Origin of the sequence: Actinomadura chokoriensis, from assembly GCF_039529475.1 — a bacterium.
Classification (GTDB): Bacteria; Actinomycetota; Actinomycetes; order Streptosporangiales; family Streptosporangiaceae; genus Spirillospora; species Spirillospora bangladeshensis.
Window position 1 is genome coordinate 349,498 of record NZ_BAAAMW010000001.1, and the last position, 15,179, is coordinate 364,676.

The 15,179-nt window shown below is 72.8% G+C and carries 16 protein-coding genes; 7 read left to right on the forward strand and 9 right to left on the reverse strand.

Going from position 1 to position 15,179, the window contains the following annotated elements; all coding sequences use genetic code 11:
* Nucleotides 1–6: 6 nt before the first annotated feature.
* From ABFX46_RS01670 to ABFX46_RS01690, 5 genes are all read right to left on the reverse strand, one after another.
* Nucleotides 7–474 carry a GDYXXLXY domain-containing protein gene (locus ABFX46_RS01670; protein WP_346039543.1) on the reverse strand — a complete coding sequence of 156 codons (468 nt, stop codon included), beginning with the start codon at nt 472–474 and terminating at the stop codon, nt 7–9.
* Entirely contained in the window at nt 471–1,610 is a 1,140-nt protein-coding gene (locus tag ABFX46_RS01675) for a DUF2157 domain-containing protein (protein WP_346039544.1), read from the reverse strand. Before ABFX46_RS01675 ends, ABFX46_RS01670 begins: the two co-directional genes overlap by 4 nt.
* 79 nt (nt 1,611–1,689) lie before the next feature.
* Nucleotides 1,690–2,313, reverse strand: a complete 624-nt coding sequence (locus tag ABFX46_RS01680) for a DedA family protein (protein ID WP_346039545.1) — start codon at nt 2,311–2,313, stop codon at nt 1,690–1,692.
* Nucleotides 2,314–2,375: 62 nt separating this feature from the next.
* Nucleotides 2,376–3,023 (reverse strand): response regulator transcription factor, encoded by a 648-nt coding sequence (locus tag ABFX46_RS01685; RefSeq protein ID WP_346039546.1) that lies wholly within the window; start codon nt 3,021–3,023, stop codon nt 2,376–2,378.
* On the reverse strand, nt 3,008–4,255 hold the full coding sequence (locus tag ABFX46_RS01690) for a sensor histidine kinase (RefSeq protein WP_346039547.1): 1,248 nt from the start codon (nt 4,253–4,255) through the stop codon (nt 3,008–3,010). The genes ABFX46_RS01685 and ABFX46_RS01690 overlap by 16 nt, the downstream gene beginning before the upstream one ends.
* Before the next feature lie 144 nt (nt 4,256–4,399).
* Between ABFX46_RS01690 and ABFX46_RS01695 the strand changes: the two genes are divergently transcribed.
* Nucleotides 4,400–4,771 (forward strand): hypothetical protein, encoded by a 372-nt coding sequence (locus tag ABFX46_RS01695; protein ID WP_346039548.1) that lies wholly within the window; start codon nt 4,400–4,402, stop codon nt 4,769–4,771.
* 128 nt (nt 4,772–4,899) lie between these two features.
* The gene (ddaH, locus tag ABFX46_RS01700) at nt 4,900–5,742 is read left to right on the forward strand and encodes a dimethylargininase (RefSeq protein WP_346039549.1); all 843 of its coding nucleotides are present in this window, start codon (nt 4,900–4,902) and stop codon (nt 5,740–5,742) included.
* Here ddaH and ABFX46_RS01705 read toward each other — a convergent pair whose 3' ends face one another.
* Complete coding sequence (locus tag ABFX46_RS01705; protein ID WP_346039550.1) at nt 5,743–6,981, reverse strand: MFS transporter; 1,239 nt, start codon at nt 6,979–6,981, stop codon at nt 5,743–5,745.
* A 70-nt stretch (nt 6,982–7,051) separates the two neighbouring features.
* On the reverse strand, nt 7,052–7,624 hold the full coding sequence (locus tag ABFX46_RS01710; protein ID WP_346039551.1) for a helix-turn-helix domain-containing protein: 573 nt from the start codon (nt 7,622–7,624) through the stop codon (nt 7,052–7,054).
* A 97-nt stretch (nt 7,625–7,721) separates the two neighbouring features.
* Here ABFX46_RS01710 and ABFX46_RS01715 point away from each other — a divergent pair, with 97 nt between their 5' ends.
* Both ABFX46_RS01715 and ABFX46_RS01720 read left to right on the forward strand, forming a co-directional pair.
* Nucleotides 7,722–8,609, forward strand: a complete 888-nt coding sequence (locus tag ABFX46_RS01715) for an NAD(P)/FAD-dependent oxidoreductase (RefSeq protein WP_428831209.1) — start codon at nt 7,722–7,724, stop codon at nt 8,607–8,609.
* Between the two features lie 84 nt (nt 8,610–8,693).
* A complete protein-coding gene (locus ABFX46_RS01720; RefSeq protein WP_346039553.1) occupies nt 8,694–9,701 on the forward strand; it encodes a hypothetical protein in 1,008 nt (335 codons plus the stop codon).
* On the opposite strand, the gene ABFX46_RS01725 is transcribed toward ABFX46_RS01720, so the two are convergent.
* Nucleotides 9,688–11,133: a WS/DGAT/MGAT family O-acyltransferase gene (locus ABFX46_RS01725; RefSeq protein ID WP_346039554.1), complete on the reverse strand. Its 1,446-nt coding sequence runs from the start codon at nt 11,131–11,133 to the stop codon at nt 9,688–9,690. The genes ABFX46_RS01720 and ABFX46_RS01725 overlap by 14 nt on opposite strands.
* Nucleotides 11,134–11,443: 310 nt before the next feature.
* Here ABFX46_RS01725 and ABFX46_RS01730 point away from each other — a divergent pair, with 310 nt between their 5' ends.
* Nucleotides 11,444–12,121, forward strand: a complete 678-nt coding sequence (locus tag ABFX46_RS01730; protein WP_346039555.1) for a uracil-DNA glycosylase — start codon at nt 11,444–11,446, stop codon at nt 12,119–12,121.
* Here ABFX46_RS01730 and ABFX46_RS01735 read toward each other — a convergent pair.
* Nucleotides 12,118–12,978 carry a hypothetical protein gene (locus tag ABFX46_RS01735; protein ID WP_346039556.1) on the reverse strand — a complete coding sequence of 287 codons (861 nt, stop codon included), beginning with the start codon at nt 12,976–12,978 and terminating at the stop codon, nt 12,118–12,120. The two genes, ABFX46_RS01730 and ABFX46_RS01735, sit on opposite strands and share 4 nt — an antisense overlap.
* Nucleotides 12,979–13,113: 135 nt before the next feature.
* On the opposite strand from ABFX46_RS01735, the gene ABFX46_RS01740 reads away from it, so the two are divergent.
* Entirely contained in the window at nt 13,114–13,890 is a 777-nt protein-coding gene (locus ABFX46_RS01740; RefSeq protein WP_346039557.1) for a lysophospholipid acyltransferase family protein, read from the forward strand.
* A 51-nt stretch (nt 13,891–13,941) separates the two neighbouring features.
* Nucleotides 13,942–15,105 carry a DUF5925 domain-containing protein gene (locus ABFX46_RS01745; RefSeq protein ID WP_346039558.1) on the forward strand — a complete coding sequence of 388 codons (1,164 nt, stop codon included), beginning with the start codon at nt 13,942–13,944 and terminating at the stop codon, nt 15,103–15,105.
* The last annotated feature ends 74 nt before the right edge of the window (nt 15,106–15,179 follow it).

Here is a 15,179-nt window from a genome sequence, read left to right on the forward strand (position 1 = left end):
CCGCCCTCACCGAGGTTGGAGGCGGACGAGGGCGGCGCGGCCCCGGTCGTCCACGCGGATCACGGCGGTCAGCCGTCCGGCCGCGACGTCCTGTTCGAGAGCGCGGGCGCGGTCCTCGGAGACGAAGAAGCTGCCGAGCCCGCAGTCGAGGCCGCCGCCGGGCGATCCGCAGGCCAGATAGGGCTGCCGGGCAGGACGCTCCTTGACCGCCCCGGCCCCCTTCCACAGGGCGCCGTCCCGGACGAGAGGGACGTAGTACCGCCCCGAACCGGGGACTCCGGTGGGCAGGCCCGGGTAGCTCAGCTCCACGTAGGCGCCCCGGAACGGGTCGATCGGGTCGACCGGCGCCACCGCCAGCCGGTACTCGCGGCCGGTCAGGCGGGGCGACAGCTGCGGCTGGACGGCCCAGGCGAGCAGCGCGGCCTGGACGAGCACGGCGCCCGCCACCGCGGCGGAACCCCTGCGGAATCTCATGAGGAGACCTTCGTGATCAGACGGCGGCCCCGGTAGACGAGCACACCGGTGCCGAGGAAGACGGCGCCGAGCACCAGGAAGAGCGCCGCGCCGGAGAACAGCGGCGCGAAGACGGCGAAGCTCTGCGTGGTCACGAAGACGACCAGCGCACCGGCGGCCGGCGGCACCATGCCCGGCAGGTCCCGGGACGTCCCGAGGACCGCGAACCAGGCGGCCGCCAGCACGTAGCAGACGATCCCCGCGATGGCGCGGACGAGCGCCTCGCCGCTCGGCGATGCCATCGACCCGGCCGGGTCCCAGAGCGCCAGCAGCACTCCGGCGGCGAGGATGCCCGGCATCGCGGCGACCTGTCCGGGTGCGGAACCGAGCCGGACGGCGACGGCGGAGACGAGGACGGTGACGGCGATCCCCGCCCACAGCGCGTCCGTCATCCGGAAATCACGGTCGGGGAAGGCCGCGATGTAGAGCCCCACGAGTGCCAGCAGCACACCGACGGGCCGCCAGACGTCCGCGAAGGCCGGTGTCCACCGCTCGTGCAGGACGGCCAGGGCCGTCGCAAGCCCGGCGGCCACGAGCATCGCGCACGCCACCACGCCGTGGCTCGGCGCGTTCTCGGCCGCCCACCAGGCGTACCAGCCGACACCGAGCCCCGCCGCGACGAGCAGCGGAGCCCGCCCGCGCGTCGCGTAGGCGTAGGCGAGCGCCCCTCCGGCCCATGCGCCGAGGAGGGTGGAATCGCCCGCCGGAACCTGGAGGCTCTGCGCCGCCTGGAAGACCGTCCCGCCGCCGGCGGCCACCGCGATCACCCGGGCGGCGGCCGGCAGCGCGCCGGAGACCCGGGAGGCGAGCAGTTCCGCACCGACGACCGCGGCCAGCCAGATCGCGACGATCCCGGCGAACCTCGCGATCGGGGAGAGCCCCTCGTAGTTCGCCGCGACCGTCCAGATCAGCCCCACGCCCAGGAACGCCGCGCCGAGGAAGAGAACCAGTCTTTCCAGGGCGAAGCGGCGGCTGTGCGCGTACCTGTCCGCGATGCGCGCCGCCGTCTCGCCGTCGATCAGCCCGTCCGCCTGCCAGGCCGCCACCTCGCCCCGCAGCCAGAGCAACCTCTTCGGCGGAATGTGCGCTGTCTCCATACCCGTCGAGCCTGGACGATCGCGGCGCTTTTGCCCTGAGCATCCCTACTCAACCGGGCTGAGTACTCCAGGACGTCGCTCAGTGGCGGTCTCGGGCGCGCCGGGCGCGTCCGCGGCGTACTCGCCAGACGACGAGGGCGAGGACGGCCGCGCAGGCGACGGCGATCGCGGCGGCCCGGCCGGCGTCGTGCTCGATGCGGGAGTAGGCGTTTCCGGCGAAGTAGCCGAGCAGGGCGAAGCCCACGCCCCACAGCAGGCCGCCGGCGGCGTTGAACAGCAGGAACACGTGGCGGGGCATGCGCGACATCCCGGCCAGCGCGGGCATGATCGCGCGGAAGAACGCGATGAACCGGCCGAGGAAGACGGCGGCGCCGCCGCGGCGCCGGATCAGGTCGCGGGCCTTGTCCACGCGGTCGCGGTGCGGACGGAGCGGACGCGCGTCGAGGATCGCCGGGCCGGCCCGGCGGCCGATCAGGTAGCCGACGAAGTCCCCGGCGACCGCCGCGAGGACCACCACCGCGCACAGCCAGGCGATCGAGACCCGGCCCTGTCCGGCGAGGACCCCGCCGAGGACGACGGCCGTCTCGCCGGGCAGCACGAACCCGAAGAACAGCGCGTCCTCGCAGAACACCACGCCGCCGACGACCCCGTACACGACCGGCCCGGACAGGCCCCCCAACCACGACGTGACCGAGTCGAACACCGTGCCGCGCCCCCCTCGTCCGTGTTCCTCCCTCTACCCCGGGCACGGACGCCAACCCGGCGCTAGGGCTTGTTCAGGTAGGCGAGGACGGCCCGGACGCGGCGGTTCGTGTCGTCGTCGACGACGATGCCGAGCTTGCCGAACATGGACGTCGTGTACTTGCCGATGGCGCTCTCGCTGAGGAAGAGGCGGCGGCCGATGGCCTGGTTGGAGAGCCCCTCGGCCATGAGGGCGAGCACCGCGTGCTCGCGTTCGGTGAGCCGTTCGAGCCCCCGGGCCGGGGACGTGCCGGACAGCAGCCGGGCGATGACGGCCGGGTCCATCGCGGTGCCGCCGCCCGCGACGCGTTCCAGCGCGTCGATGAACTGGTCGCCGTCGAACACGCTCTCCTTCAGCAGGTAGCCGACGCCGCCGGAGCCGTCGGCGAGCAGTTCCCGGGCGTACAGCTGCTCCACGTGCTGCGACAGGATCAGCACCGGCAGCCCCGGCGCCTCGGCCCGGGCGGCGAGCGCGGCGCGCAGGCCCTCGTCCGACTGCCTCGGCGGCATGCGGACGTCGATCACCGACACGTCCGGACGCCAGGCGAGCAGCGCCTCCAGCGTCTCGGGCCCGGTGGCCGCCGTCGCCACCACCTCGTGCCCGTACGCCTCGATCAGGCGGATCATCCCGTCCCGCAGGAGGTAGAGGTCTTCGGCTACAAGGACTCGCATGGCACCGCCATCCGCACACGGGTCGGGCCGCCGGGCGGGCTGGCGATCTCCAGGGTGCCGTCGAAGACGGCCATGCGGCGGCGCAGGCCGTCCAGTCCGCCGCCGGCGACGGCCTCGGCCCCGCCCTTGCCGTCGTCCTCGACCTGGACGACGATTCCCGCCTCGTCCCGCGTGAGGGAGATCCGCACGGCGGTGGCTCGGGCGTGCTTGACCGCGTTGGTCAGCAGCTCGGCGACGCCGAAGTACACGGCGGACTCGATCGGCGGCTCCAGGCGCGGCCCGGCGCCGGCGCCGACGGTCACGTCCAGCGGGGTGTCCAGGGCCAGCGCGCGGACGGCGTCGACGAGGCCGCGTTCGTTCAGCACCGGCGGATTGATGCCCCGGACCAGCTCGCGGAGCTCGGCCAGCGACGCCGCCGCCCCGCCGCGCGCCTCCCGCATCAGCGCCTTGGCCCGCGCCGGGTCGGTCTCCATCAGCTTCTCGGCGGTCGCCAGCGACAACCCGAGCGAGACGAGCCGGGCCTGGGCGCCGTCGTGCAGGTCCCGTTCGATGCGGCGCAGCTCGGCGGCCTGGGAGACCGTGATGTCGGCGCGCTGACCGGCCAGCTCCTCGACGCGGTCGGCCAGCGCCATCGCCCGCGACGGCCCCAGGTACCGGACGGCCGCCGGCACGAGCGGCCGCCACGCGTAGGGCGCCACGACGACCGCCACGACCAGGCCGGCGGCCCCGGCGGCGTGCGCGGTGCCGAGCCCGGCCGCCGCCGCTCCCACCCCGGCCGGAGGGACGCATGCCGCGAGACCCGCCGCGAACGGCGCGACGGCCGTGAAACGCAGGTCGCGCCAGTTGGCGGGGTCGAGCCACCGGACGCGCCACCTCTGGTCAAGGAGTGCGTCGCGGCGGGTGCGCTCGTAGGAGAAGCCGTTCCACCAGTACCCGGTGGACATCCGCACCACCGGGCCGGCCTCGCGGTAGCCGGCCGGGATCGCGGTGCCCGTCCACCTCTCGACGAGGAAGCGGACGGCCCGGCAGACCGGCCGGGACAGCCCGACCGTGCCGACGCACACCAGCACGAACGGCCCCGCCCACGACCACGGGTTCCCCGGCCCCCACCAGACCGCCCACGCCACCGCCAGCCCCCACACGGCCGGGACGAGCATGGTGACGACCGCCACGAGGCATGCGCGAACGAACCCCACCCCCGTCCGCGCCGCCCAGGCACCCAGTTGCCGCATGACTCACCCTCTCGTTCGACGCTTCCAGCGTGCACCCAAAAGAGCGCTCCGCCACGTCCGATCCCCGAGGAGTGGGCCTAGCCCCACCCACCCGTGCGTCTAGCCCGATACCGCCCGGACCAGGCGCTTCGTAGCGTCACCGACATGGAAACGAACACGCTTTCAAAGGCCGTCAAGCTCTACGCGGGGCTCAGCACCGCCGCCCTCGTGGCGGTCATCGTGGCGTCGAGCAGCGGCCACACCGTGAACACGTTCATGTGGGTCCGGGCGATCCTGCTGCCCGTGGTCGCCGTGGCCGTCCACCGGATGGCCGTCGCCGCGTCCCGAGGGTCCCGGCGCGCCTTCGAGCGCCTTCGCGCCGTGGCCGTCGCCATGCCGGTGGCGATCGTCGGCGTCGACCTGATCCCCGGCGTCTGCCCGGCGTGGTACACCGCCGTGCAGGTCGCCTGCATGCTCCCCGTTCTCCACGTCGCGCTCATCCTTCGCCGCGCCACCGCGCGCGGGCGCAACGAATAGGGCGTCTCCGGGGTGAACACGCAACGAAGTGGCAGGTGGGAGCAAGGTTGGCGCATTGGATTGCTCCGCTTTCCTTCCTAGGCTTCCGATTAGTCGATCCCCCTCTCGGACGTCCCCTGGAGACACGTATGACCGTCCTGCCGGCAATGGAGCCGAGCACCGTCGAGCGCACCGCGCTGCGGCGGCACTTCCTGATGTGCCGTCCCGAGCACTTCGCCGTCACCTACGCGATCAACCCCTGGATGGACCCGGCGGCCGGTGCCGACGCCGGGACGGCCGTCGCGCAGTGGGAGGCGCTGCGGGCCGCGTATCTCGCGCTCGGGCACGAGGTCAGCCTCATCGACCCGATCGAGGGGCTGCCCGACATGGTGTTCGCGGCGAACGGCGCGCTGGTCGTCGGCGGACGGGTCTACGGGGCGAAGTTCACCTTCCCCGAGCGGCACGCGGAAGGCCCCGCGTACGCGGCGTGGATGCGGGAGAACGGGTTCTCCGAGGTGCTGGAGGCCCAGCACACCAACGAGGGCGAGGGCGACTTCCTCACGCTCGACCACGTGATCCTGGCGGGCACCGGGTTCCGGACGGACATCGCCGCCCACCAGGAGGCGCAGGAGTTCCTCGGACGCCCCGTGGTGACGCTCCGGCTCGTCGACCCGCGCTTCTACCACCTGGACACCGCGCTGTTCCCGCTCGGCGGCGGCAACGTCGCCTACTTCCCGGGCGCGTTCTCGCCGGGCAGCCGGGCGGTGCTGGAGCGGCTGTTCCCGGACGCCGTCATCGCGACCGAGGACGACGCGGCCGTTCTGGGCCTGAACGCGGTGTGCGACGGCCGCAACGTCGTCATCAACGCCGAGGCGACCGGGCTGATCGCGACGCTGAAGGGCCACGGGTACGAGCCGGTTCCGGTGGATCTGTCCGAGCTGCGCAAGGCGGGAGGCGGGCCCAAGTGCTGCACGCTGGAACTGCGCGCCTGATCAGCGGCGGCGCCGGCGTCCGGTGCTGAGGCCGATGTGGCGGCGGGCCAGGTGGCGGGTCCGCAGGACGCCGGCGATGCCGATCGCCCAGATGCCGATCTGCACGGTCCACGCGGCGCGGAACGCCTCGGGCGTGAACTCGCCGTCCGGCGACAGGGCGTCCAGGACGATCCCGATCAGCAGGATCGTGACGAGGGAGGCGATGAAGCCGCCCACGTTGACGATGCCGGTCGCGGTGCCCTGCCGGCCGGGCGGGTTGAACGTCCGGGCGTAGTCGAAGCCGATCATGGAGCCGGGGCCGCCGGGCGCGACGCACAGGATGAGCAGCACCAGCAGCCAGGCGGGCGCGGGCGGCGGCCAGGCGAGGACGACCGCCCAAGCCGCCGCGTTCATGCCGACGATGCCGAGGACGAGCCACGACCGGCGCAGCGGGTAGCGGGCGACGAGCCGTCCGATGAACGGGCCGGACACGACGTTGACCAGCACGAACAGCGTCAGCAGCGTGGACGCGGCGGCCGGCTTCATGCCCTGCCCCGACACCAGGTACGGGTAGCCCCACATCAGCGCGAACGTGTTGGACGAGAACTGGGTCACGAAGTGCGACCAGAGCCCGAGGCGCGTCCCGGGGTGCCGCCACGCCTCGACGAGGTTGGTGCCCGTCTCGCGCAGGCTGGGGACGTCGGCGTGGCCGGGCCCGTCCCGCAGGAAGGCGACCGACAGCACCGCCATGAGGACGCCGAGCGCCGCCGCCGACCCGAACGCGGTGCCCCAGCCGGGGCCGTGCAGCAGCGCGACCAGCGGGATCGCGCTGAGCACCTGGCCGAGCTGCCCGAGCTGCCCGGTGAGCTGCGTCACGACCGGGATGTACCGTCCGGGGAACCAGGTCACGACGATGCCGAGGACGCTGATGAACGTCATCGCGTCGCCCGCGCCGACCATCACGCGGGCGGCGACGGCCGTCCCGATGTCGGTGGACACGGCCATGAGCGCCTGCCCGCCGGCCATGAGCAGCGCGCCGCCCGCGACCATCCGGCGGGGGCCGACGCGGTCGAGCAGGAGCCCCACGGGGATCTGCAGGCCGGCGTAGACGAGCAGTTGCAGGACGGTGAAGGACGCGAGGATCCCGGCGGACGCGTCGAACCGGTGGACGGCGTCCAGGCCGACGACGCCGAACGACGTCCGGTGCAGGACCGCGACCGCGTAGGCGAGGACGCCGACGCCCCACAGCAGCCACGCCATCGGCGCGGCTCTCCGATCATCCGGGCATTCCTGGGGAGGTTGGGCGGTCTGCACGGATAACCAAGTTATGTCACTTCTGCCGGGGTCTGGCCCGCAGGTGCATCCGCTCCCCCTGCGGCCCGAACAGGGAGAGGACCTCCGCCGTCCCGTCCACGGCGCCGAACCAGTGCGGCAGCCGGGTGTCGAACTCGGCGGCCTCGCCCGGCTCCAGGACCAGGTCGCGTCCGGCGAGGTGCAGGCGCAGCCGCCCGTTCAAGACGTACAGCCAGTCGTAGCCCTCGTGGGTGCGCGGCTCGGTGTCCGCCGGCCGCTCCGGGACGATCATCTTGAACGCCTGTACCCCGCCGGGCCGCCGGGTCAGCGGCAGCACGGTCATGTCGCCCATCTTCTTCGGACGCGGCCTGATCCGCGGGTCGCCGACGGCCGGGGCGCCGACCAGCTCGTCCAGCGGGACCCCGTGCGCCTGCGCCAGCGGCAGCAGCAGCTCCAGGCTCGGCCGCCGCTTGCCCGACTCCAGCCGCGACAGCGTGCTCACCGAGATGCCGGTGGCCTCGGCGAGCGCGGTGAGGGTGATGTCGCGGTCCTGGCGGAGCCTGCGCAGCCGGGGCCCGACCCCGGCGAGGACGTCCTCGGTCGTCTCCATGCGTCCATTGCAGGATCGGCAAAGAAATTTGTCAATCCGGGAAGTCCCGGCGCATCCTCGCGGCATGGCTGAGAACAGGGAACGCGAAGTACTGGTCATCGGCGGCGGACCGGCCGGGCTAAGCGCCGCGCTCGTCCTGGCCCGGGCCCGCCGCGACGTCACCGTGGTCGACGCGGGCGAGCCCCGCAACGCGACCGCCGAGCACATGCAGGGCTTCCTCACCCGCGACGGCATGCCGCCCGCCGCGCTGCTGGAGACCGGCCGCACCGAGGTGCGCGGCTACGGCGGCGAGATCGTCTCCGGGAGGGTCGAGCACGCCGCCGGGGACGCGGCCGACGGCTTCGTCCTCACCCTCGCGGACGGAACCGCCCTGCGCGGACGCCGGCTGCTGGTCACCACCGGCGTGACCGACGTCCTGCCGGACATTCCCGGCCTCCAGGACCGCTGGGGCCGCGAGGTGCAGATGTGCCCGTACTGCCACGGCTGGGAGGTCCGCGATCAGAAGATCGTCGTGCTGGCGTCGTCGCCGAACTCCGTCCACCAGGCGTCGCTGCTGCGGCAGTGGTCGCCGGACGTGACGTTCCTCGCCGCGAAGGCGCCGGCCGGCGAGGACGCGGCCCGGCTGGACGCGCGCGGCATCCGCGTCGTGGAGGCCGAGGCGCGGCGCCTCGTGGCCGACGACGACCGCGTCACCGGGTTCGAGCTGGCGGACGGCTCCGTCCTGCCCTGCGACGCCGTGTTCGTCGCGCCGACGTGGGTCGCCAAGGACGGCCCGCTGACCGACCTCGGCTGCGAGATCGGCGACAACGGCTTCGTGAAGGTGGACGAGACCGGCCGGACCAGCGTCCCCGGCGTGTGGGCCGCGGGCAACGTCACCTTCCCCGGCGGCCAGGTCATCATGGCCGCGTCCGCCGGCTCGATGGCCGCCGCCATGATCAACGCCGACCTCATCGAAGCCGACATCGCCCCCAAGCTCGCCGCCTGACGCCCCCGTTGATCTGCGGCGTGTTGTTGTTATGCGGCCGCTCATAACAACAACACGCCGCAGGTCAACGTTTAGGGTGGGCGGGTGGACGAGCGGGGGTGGCGTGCGGGGCGGGCGGCGCTGAACGCCGGGCGGGCTCGGCTCGGTGAAGTGGCCAGTGCGCTCTACCCGGATTCGCCGCGCGTCGCCGGGACGTCGCTGCTCTGCCGGGAGGGGTGGGTGCCGGACGCGCCGGTCCCGCTCGGCGATGTCCGGCTCGAATGGGACGCGCGGCCCGTCCCGCCCGCCGTCGCCGACCCTGCGGACGGGCTGCCTTCCGGGTACCGGACGTATGCCGAGGCCATGGGTGCGCTCGCTCCGCCGAAGGTGTTCGAGGATCGGCCGTCCTATCGGCTGCTCGATGTGCGCCTGCCGGTCCTGCGGTTCGGGGGCGCCCGCTACTTCGACGGCGTGAACGTGGGCGAGTCCGCCGCGCACGAGCTGGCGGCGGGGGCGGACGGCCTGCCGCTGCGGACCCGCGTCGGCGACCCGTGCGATCTCGCCCGCCGGCCCGCCCTGTGCGCGATCACGACGGTGACGGTGACAGCGTCGGGTGAGTACGTCCTGCATTGGCGCGACCCGGCGAAGGTCGCGCACGCGGGCGGGCTGCACCAGGTGATGCCGGTCGGGGTCTTCCAGCCGCTCCGCGACGAGGCGCCCGACATGTGGCAATGCATGGTGCGGGAGTACGCCGAGGAGCTGCTCGGGATGGAGGAGAAGTACGGCGACGGCTTCGTCCAGGAGGAGTGGCCGTTCCATCGGGCCATGAGCGCCGCCCGCGAGGACGGGCGGCTGCGGGCCTACTTCCTCGGCCTCGGCGTCGACCCGCTGACGTTCGCGCTCGACCTGCTCACGGTCGTCGCCGTCGACGACGACCTGTTCGCCGACCTGTTCGGCGGGCTGGTGCCGGTCAACGACGAGGGCACCGTGTCGACCGCGCCGTTCGACGGGACCGTCCCGCGGCCGATGCAGCCCGCCGGCGCCGCCGCGCTGAGGCTCGCGTGGCGGCACCGCGAGGCGCTCGGCCTGACGCCCGGCCTCACTCGCGGCTGAGGGCCTTCAGCTCGTCCAGCGCGTCCACGAGGTGGTCCACGATCTCGGACGGGTCGGGGATCAGATCGCGGCAGGCGACGATGCCGATGTTCACCTTGCCGTCGTAGGAGAAGACGGTGATGTTCAGGCCGCCGCTCACGTCCGTCACGACGGAGATCGGGTAGTAGCCGAGCACCTTCGCGCCGCGCAGGTACAGCGGGAACTGCGGCCCCGGCACGTTCGAGATCATCAGGTTGACCGGGCGCAGCGACAGCGCGGGCGCGGCCTGCAGCGCCAGCTTCGTCACGGCGGCGGTGAGCGGGGCGGGCAGGACGCCGCTCATGTCCCGCACCCAGGCGCCGGACGAGCGGGTGAACCGGCGCTTCGCCACGTCCATGTCGCGCCGGACGGCGGCGTACCGGTCGGCCGGGTCCGGGATGTGCGTGGCCAGCGGCGCCGTCATCAGCGACAGCTGGTTGCCCGGCTCGGCGACCGCCGCGCCGCGCCGCAGCGACACCGGGACGGCCGCGACCAGCGGGCGGTCCGGCAGGTCGCCGCGCTTGTCGAGCCACTGCCGCAGCGCCGTCGCGCACACCGCCATCACGACGTCGTTCACGCTGCCGCCGAGCCCGCGCCTGACCTCCTTGATCTCGGCGAGCGGCAGTTCCCCGAAGGCGACCGAGCGGCGGCGGCCGATCGGCAGGTTGAACGGGGTCGGCGGCGCGCTCGTCCGGGGCGGCTTCGGCGACCCCGGGCGGCGCAGCGCGCCCTGCAGGGCCGACGCCACGAGCCCCACCCCGGGGACGGACCCGAGGCCGGGGATCTCGTCCAGGTACGGGGCCGTGCGCGCCAGCGACACCGCCGACCGGACGGGATGAAGCGCGGCCCGCAGCAGCCCGGTGCCGACCATGTCGATCATGCTGGGCGCGCACGCCGGGGCGGACTCGTCGGCCGGCACCTCGCGCGGCTCCGGGGACAGGTCGAGCAGCGCGGCGAGCGTCTCGGCGGCCATCACGCCGTCGACGGCGGCGTGGTGCACCTTCACGTAGACGGCGGTGAGCCCGCCCTGGAGGCCCTGGATCAGCACCAGCTCCCAGAGCGGGCGGGCGAGGTCGAGCGGCTGCTCGTGGAGCATCCCGACGATGTCGGCGAGCTGCCGGGCGGTGCCGGGGGCCGGCAGCCCGATCTCGGTGATGTGCCGTTCGGGCTCGAAGTCGGGGTCGTCCTCCCAGTACGGGTTGTCCAGGCCGAAGGGCACCTGCACGAGCCGCTGCCGGAGCGGGCGGGCCGCGAGGTGCGCGCGTTCGCGGATCAGCTCGGCGACGAGCGGCACCGTGAGCCGGCCGCCGGGGCACGTCCCGGCGTCGACGAGCCCCAGCCCGGCGATATGGGCGTGGGTCGTATCGGTCTCGGCGTGGAGGAAGGTGGCGTCCACGGTGGTCAACTGGCTCATGCTCTGGTCCCGTCCGCTCGTTCTGCGCCTGCCCTGCCTCTCTATGGGTTATGCGCTCGGAGACGGCAGGTCAACGCGGGCCGGAAGGAAGCAACAGGGATTTAACGGGGCGTTTCGCCCAGTTCATATGCCGTTTTGAGCGAGCGCTGGACAAGATTTTCACCACCCCCGACCTCATGCGGTCAGAAAACTTCACAAAGTGGGTGCCGAGCGAAGCTCGTCGACTGAATGGCGGCGGGTGGGGGCTGGAGGACGGACAACAAGGGCATTTATCGGCGGCGACCTGATCGGCGCACTAGGCTGGTGCGCCATGACGGCACGACCACTCTCGGAGATCGTCGAAGCGGGATGGGCGACCGCGCTGCAGCCGGTCGCCGGGACGATCGCCGCGGCGGGCGACTGGCTGCGCGCCGAGGTGGCCGCCGGCCGCCGCTACCTGCCCGCCGGGAACCACATCCTGCGCGCGTTCACGCAGCCGTTCGACGACGTCCGCGTCCTCATCGTCGGGCAGGACCCCTACCCGACGCCGGGCCACCCGGTCGGCCTCAGCTTCTCCGTCGCGCCCGACGTCCGGCCGCTGCCCGCGAGCCTGATCAACATCTACCGCGAGTACTGCAGCGACCTCGGGCACCCCGAACCGTCCAACGGCGACCTCACCCCGTGGACCGAGAACGGCGTCTGCCTCCTGAACAGGTCGCTGACCGTCATGCCCGGCAAGCCCGGCTCGCACCGCAACAAGGGCTGGGAGGAGGTCACCGAGCAGGCCATCCGCGCGCTCGCCGCCCGGAACCGCCCGCTCGTCGCCATCCTCTGGGGACGGGACGCCCGCAACCTCAAGCCGATGCTCGGCGCCGTCCCGTGCATCGAGTCGCCGCACCCGAGCCCCTACTCGGCCGACCGGGGCTTCTTCGGCTCCCGCCCGTTCTCCCGGGCCAACCAGCTCCTCGAACAGCAGGGCGCCGCCCCGGTCGACTGGAAGCTGCCCTAGCCCTCTTCGGGCAGGTGGCGCAGGAGGGTCGCGAACTCGCCCGTGCCCTCCGTGGGGGCGTCGGCCGGCAGCGGGGTCAGCCGGCGCGCTCCGTGGCTCCAGTAGACGCCGGGCGCGCACGGGTCGTCGGCGACGTCGTACATCTCCCGCACCACGTCCGCGAACACCGGCAGCACCTCGCGGACGGCCGTGGACGTGATCGGGTACAGCAGCAGCGTGCTGTGGCACGGGACACCCACCAGGGCGCCGTGCTCGTTCGGCCACGGAAGGAACTGGTCGACCTCGCTGAGCAGCGCCGACACGTACCGGCTCCCGGGCTTGGTCACCACGCGGACGTCGCGTCCCGGCAGGAGCGGCTGGTCGTGGACGGAGACGTCCGCCAGCTCCCGGTCGTGCGTGTTCGTCATCACGTAGCCGAGCTTGTGCAGGCCGAGCAGCCCGGCGCGGGCCTTGGTGAGCGGCCCGCCGTAGCGCGGATGCTCGATCATCACCATCGCGTCGAAGTGGTCGCCGGCCGGGACCACGACGAGGCCCTCCCGGTCGCGGGGCGCGAGCTTCGGCACTATGCGCAGCCGCAGCAGTTCCCTGACGTCCCCGAACAGCTCCATCTCACCGATCGCGAGGAACGCGCGGTCGCCGACTTCGCGGACCCACTCGTCCACCACCTGGGGCCATACCGAGCGCGGCTCGCGCGCGCACCGCTCCAGGACCGTCCAGCTGGAGGCCCGCGCCTCGGACCGGCCGACGGGCAGCACCACCTCGGACGTGCCGGGGTCGAACCAGGCGCTGGGCGCCAGGGCGGGCAGCACGTCGCGGATGAGCGCGTGCACGTCCGCCGCCGCGTCCAACGGTTCCATGAAAGCTCATCCTCCTTCAGCCGTCGGCGGATCACGTCACCCCCCAACCTTCTCAGAGATCCGCCCCGTTGTGTGATCCATCGCGATGCCCGCCGCACACTCGCTGATCATGGACGGCTCAAGTACGGTGCCTACATGCGCGAACTCGTGTACCCACCGGTGATCAAGACGGCAGTCGGTGTGTTCAAGGCCCTGAACATCAAGTTCCGTCTGGAGGGGACCGACCAGATCCCCAGTACCGGCGGCGCGGTGCTCGTCAGCAACCATGTGAGCTATCTCGACTTCATCTTCGCCGGTCTCGCCGCCCACCCCGCCAGGCGGCTGGTGCGGTTCATGGCGAAGAAGGAGATCTTCGACAACCGGATCGCCGGGCCGCTCATGCGTGGAATGCACCACATCCCGGTCGACCGGAACGCGGGCGCCTCGTCCTACGCCGCGGCGCTGAAGGCGCTGAAGGGCGGTGAGATCGTCGGGGTGTTCGCGGAGGCGACGATCAGCCGGTCGTTCACGGTGAAGGACATCAAGAGCGGCGCGGTGCGGATGGCGGTCGCGTCCAAGGTGCCGCTCATCCCCGTCGCGCTCTGGGGGCCGCAGCGCATGTGGACGAAGGGCCGCAAGCGGCGGCTGCTCCAGCGCAACATCCCGGTGACGATCCTCGTCGGCGAGCCGATGTACCCCAAGCGCGGCGACGACTACGAGGCCGTCACGCAGGAGCTGCACCGCCGCATGTCGGAACTGCTGGAGAAGGCGCAGCGCGAGTACCCCGAGGTCCCCCGCTCGGACGAGACCTGGTGGCAGCCCGCCTACCTCGGCGGGACGGCGCCCACCCCCGAGGAGGCCGAGAAGCTCGACCTCGAGGAGGCCGAGGCGCGCAAGGCCGCCCGCGAGGCCCGCGAGTCCGGCGGCTCCTGAGCGGCGTAATTCGTTGGACGCCGCCCATCACCGTGCGTGATCATGCTTGGCATGACCATGTCGCAGGAGAGGCCGCAGGAGGTCCTGCATCTGATCGAGCCCCTGGAGAACACCGACGCGCCAGGGGCCGGGCCGCTGCTGCCCGTGGTCTTCAACCTCTCGGACGACAACTCTCCGTCCGACGTGCTGGACGTGCTGTCGCTGCGCCCGTTCGCGTCCGGCGAGCAGCCGTGGTCGCGGTCGACGCGGCTGGAGAACGTGAAGGCGGACGCGCCGCTGCGCCCGGACGGCGCCCGTCTGGTGCGGGCCTCGCACGACAACGGCAACGCGTCGCTGCTGTCCGAGGGCGACGGCTGGACGCTGCTGGTGAACCGCTGGAAGAACGGCGGCGCCTACGTCGCGGTGTCCGCCGTCACCGATGAGCTGGCCGAGACGATCCTCGACGCGACCGTCAAGGACGCGACCGAGCCGCCGAAGACCGACGAGAACAACGTCGAGATGGGCTTCTGGCACATGGGGTCGCGCGGCCCGGTCCGCAACGAGCGCGGGATCACCGCCGACTCCTGGGACGAGATCCGGCGCAACTACACCGCACCGGTCGCCGAGGCGCTCGACGAGGTCATGGCCCTCACCCGCGACGAGGTCGCCGGCCGGCTGCTGCTCCTGCACGGCCCGCCCGGCACCGGCAAGACCACCGCGCTGCGCGCCCTCGCCCGCGCGTGGAAGGGCTGGTGCCAGGCCGACTGCGTCCTCGACCCGGAGGCCCTGTTCGGCACCCCGAGCTACCTGATGGAGGTCGCGGTCGGCGACGACCACGACGAGAACCGCCGCTGGCGGCTGCTCATCCTGGAGGACTGCGACGAGCTGATCCGCGGCGAGGCCAAGCAGTCGACGGGCCAGGGCCTGTCGCGCCTGCTCAACCTCACCGACGGGATGCTCGGCCAGGGCCGGGACGTCCTCGTCGCCATCACCACCAACGAGGACCTCGCGATGCTGCACCCGGCCGTCGTCCGCCCCGGCCGCTGCCTCGCCCAGATCGAGGTGGGCCGCCTCACCCGCCAGGAGTCGCTGGCCTGGCTGGACGACGCCGACGTCCCGCCCACGGAGATCGGCGCCGACGGCGCGACCCTCGCCGAACTGGCGTCCCTCCGCAAGGGCGAAAAGCGCCCCGACACCCGAGGCGCCCCGGCCACGGCGACCGGCTTCTACCTCTAACCCGGTCCACCGCCTGCGTTGACCTGCGGCGTGTTGTTGTTATGAGCCCGTCGAAAACAACAACACGCCGCAGA

Bases quoted from the DNA above. Each gene is read 5' to 3' on its own strand.
- ABFX46_RS01670 (WP_346039543.1), bottom strand. From the start codon at position 474: ATGAGATTCCGCAGGGGTTCCGCCGCGGTGGCGGGCGCCGTGCTCGTC.
- ABFX46_RS01675 (WP_346039544.1), bottom strand. From the start codon at position 1,610: ATGGAGACAGCGCACATTCCGCCGAAGAGGTTGCTCTGGCTGCGGGGC.
- ABFX46_RS01685 (WP_346039546.1), bottom strand. From the start codon at position 3,023: ATGCGAGTCCTTGTAGCCGAAGACCTCTACCTCCTGCGGGACGGGATG.
- ABFX46_RS01690 (WP_346039547.1), bottom strand. From the start codon at position 4,255: ATGCGGCAACTGGGTGCCTGGGCGGCGCGGACGGGGGTGGGGTTCGTT.
- ABFX46_RS01695 (WP_346039548.1), top strand. From the start codon at position 4,400: ATGGAAACGAACACGCTTTCAAAGGCCGTCAAGCTCTACGCGGGGCTC.
- ddaH (WP_346039549.1), top strand. From the start codon at position 4,900: ATGACCGTCCTGCCGGCAATGGAGCCGAGCACCGTCGAGCGCACCGCG.
- ABFX46_RS01705 (WP_346039550.1), bottom strand. From the start codon at position 6,981: ATGGCGTGGCTGCTGTGGGGCGTCGGCGTCCTCGCCTACGCGGTCGCG.
- ABFX46_RS01710 (WP_346039551.1), bottom strand. From the start codon at position 7,624: ATGGAGACGACCGAGGACGTCCTCGCCGGGGTCGGGCCCCGGCTGCGC.
- ABFX46_RS01725 (WP_346039554.1), bottom strand. From the start codon at position 11,133: ATGAGCCAGTTGACCACCGTGGACGCCACCTTCCTCCACGCCGAGACC.
- ABFX46_RS01730 (WP_346039555.1), top strand. From the start codon at position 11,444: ATGACGGCACGACCACTCTCGGAGATCGTCGAAGCGGGATGGGCGACC.
- ABFX46_RS01735 (WP_346039556.1), bottom strand. From the start codon at position 12,978: ATGGAACCGTTGGACGCGGCGGCGGACGTGCACGCGCTCATCCGCGAC.
- ABFX46_RS01740 (WP_346039557.1), top strand. From the start codon at position 13,114: ATGCGCGAACTCGTGTACCCACCGGTGATCAAGACGGCAGTCGGTGTG.
- ABFX46_RS01745 (WP_346039558.1), top strand. From the start codon at position 13,942: ATGACCATGTCGCAGGAGAGGCCGCAGGAGGTCCTGCATCTGATCGAG.